This is a genomic window from Kitasatospora sp. NPDC088346 (assembly GCF_044740765.1).
Lineage (GTDB): Bacteria > Actinomycetota > Actinomycetes > Streptomycetales > Streptomycetaceae > Kitasatospora.
In genome coordinates this window covers 1-2,453 of record NZ_JBIURH010000152.1, presented here as the reverse complement: position 1 = coordinate 2,453, position 2,453 = coordinate 1, and the positions used below count along the sequence as shown (strand labels likewise).

General features: G+C 72.2%; 1 protein-coding gene. It reads left to right on the top strand.

Annotated features, from left to right (window positions below):
• Positions 1 to 2,453, top strand: a 2,453-nt coding sequence (locus tag ACIOFR_RS42055; RefSeq protein WP_401006092.1) for a condensation domain-containing protein, incomplete at both ends; no start/stop codon positions are given.

The following is a 2,453-nucleotide window of genomic DNA, read 5'->3' as shown; positions in this document are numbered from 1 at the left end:
GAACTGCACCTGATCTCGGACGACGTCCGACTCGACGCCGCCGCCCTGACCCGCTACGTGGCCGAACACCGGCTCGACTTCCTCGACCTCACCCCGTCGTACGTCTCCGTGCTCCTCGCCGAGGGGCTGCTCGCCGACGGACAGGACCACGTCCCCGCCGTCCTCTCCGTCGGAGGGGAGGCGACCGGGCAGGAACTCTGGGCCGAACTGCGTTCTGCGGAGCGGACGGTGAGTCTGAACTACTACGGGCCCACCGAGTGCACGGTGGACGCGGTGGCGGGTTCGCTGGCGGGGTCGTCGGCGCCGGTGATCGGGCGGCCGCTGGACAACACGCGGGGCTATGTCCTCGACGGTGGGTTGCGGTTGGTGCCGCCGGGTGTGCCGGGTGAGCTGTTCCTGGCCGGTGTGGGTTTGGCGCGCGGTTATCTGAACCGTGCCGGTCTGACGGCGGAGCGGTTCCTGCCGGATCCGTTCGGGGAGCCGGGTGGGCGGATGTATCGCACGGGTGACCTGGTGCGGTGGAACGCGGCCGGGGTGCTGGAGTACCTGGGGCGGGCCGACGACCAGGTGAAGATCCGTGGGTTCCGGATCGAGCTCGGTGAGATCGAGGCCGTGCTGTCGGGGCATCCGGGGGTGTCGCAGGCCGTGGTGGTGGTGCGTGAGGACCAGCCGGGCGACCCGCGGCTGGTCGCGTACCTGGTCGCGGGTGCCGCGGCCGACCCGGGCGTCGACTCGGTCGTCGACCCGGTCGAGCTGCGGGCGCATGTCGCGCGGTCGTTGCCGGAGTACATGGTGCCGTCGGCGTTCGTGCTGCTGGAGGCGTTCCCGCTGACGGTGCACGGGAAGCTGGACCGGGGTGCGTTGCCGGCGCCGGATCTCGCGCTGGTGACGGCGGGCCGTGCGCCGCGGACCGGTCGGGAGCGGGTGCTGTGCGCGTTGTTCGCCGAGGTGCTCGGTCTGGACGGCGTCAGCATCGACGACAACTTCTTCTCCCTGGGCGGGCATTCGCTGCTGGTGACCCGGCTGGTCAGCCGGATCCGCGCCGAGCTCGGCGTGGAGCTTCCGATCCGCGCCCTCTTCGAGGCCGCCACCGTCGCGGGCCTGGCCGAACGGCTCGGCGGCGCCGCCGGGGCACGGGCCGGCCTGGTCCGGCAGGAGCGTCCCGCCGAGGTCCCGCTGTCGTTCGCGCAGCAGCGGTTGTGGTTCCTGAACCGCTTCGAGGGTCCCTCGTCGACGTACAACATCCCGATCGGGCTGCGGCTCTCGGGCCCGGTCGACGTGGCCGCGCTGCGGCTGGCGCTGCGGGACGTCGTGGTGCGGCACGAGAGCCTGCGGACGGTCTTCGCCGAGATCGACGGTGTCCCGTTCCAGCGACTGGTCACGCCCATGGACCTCGGCGAGCTGCTGACGGTGGTGCCGGGCGCCGACGAGGCGGCCGTGGCCGAGGCCGCGGGGTGCTCCTTCGACGTGACGGTGGACCTGCCGATCCGGGCGTGGCTGTTCGAGACGGGTGCCGAGGAGTCGGTGCTGCTGATCGTGCTGCACCACATCGCCGCCGACGGCTGGTCGATGCTCCCGCTGGCCCGCGACCTCCGGACGGCCTACACGGCCCGGGCGGTGGACGGCCTGCCCGGATGGGGCGAACTGCCGGTGCAGTATGCCGACTACACGCTCTGGCAGCGCCGCCTGCTGGGTGCGGAGTCCGACCCGGACAGTCTGATCTCCGCCCAGCTCGACTTCTGGCGTGCGACGCTCGCCGGCTCGCCCGAGCTCCTGGAGCTCCCGGCGGACCGCCCGCGGTCGGCGGAGTCCGGCAGCCGCGGTGAGCTGGTCGAGTTCACGCTCGACCCGCACGTGCACACGGCCCTCATCGCGTTGGCTCGGGAGTCCGGGGCGACGGTGTTCATGGTGGTGCAGGCGGCGGTCGCGGCGCTGCTGTCCCGGTTGGGCGCGGGTTCGGACATTCCGTTCGGGACGCCGATCGCGGGCCGTACGGACGAGGCTCTGGACGATCTCGTGGGCTTCTTCGTGAACACGTTGGTGCTGCGGACGGACGTGTCGGGTGATCCGACGTTCCGGGAGCTGGTCGGTCGTACCCGCTCCGCCGACCTGGCGGCGTTCGCGCACCAGGACGTGCCGTTCGAGCGGCTGGTCGAGGTGCTCAACCCGGCCCGCTCCATGGCGCACCACCCGCTGTTCCAGGTGATGCTGACCTTCGACGACGGCGCGGTCGCCGACCGCCTGGACCTGCCCGGCCTGGAGGTGGAGCCGTGGGAGCCCGCGGCGGCCACCGCCAAGTTCGACCTGTCCTTCGGCTTCGTCGAGCAGGCCGGCCGGAGCCTCACCGGGAGCGTGGAATTCTCGGCGGATCTGTTCGACCGGTCGACGGCCGAGGGGTTGGTGGCGCGGTTCCAGCGTCTGCTGGCGGCGGTGGTGGCGGATCCGGGGGTTCG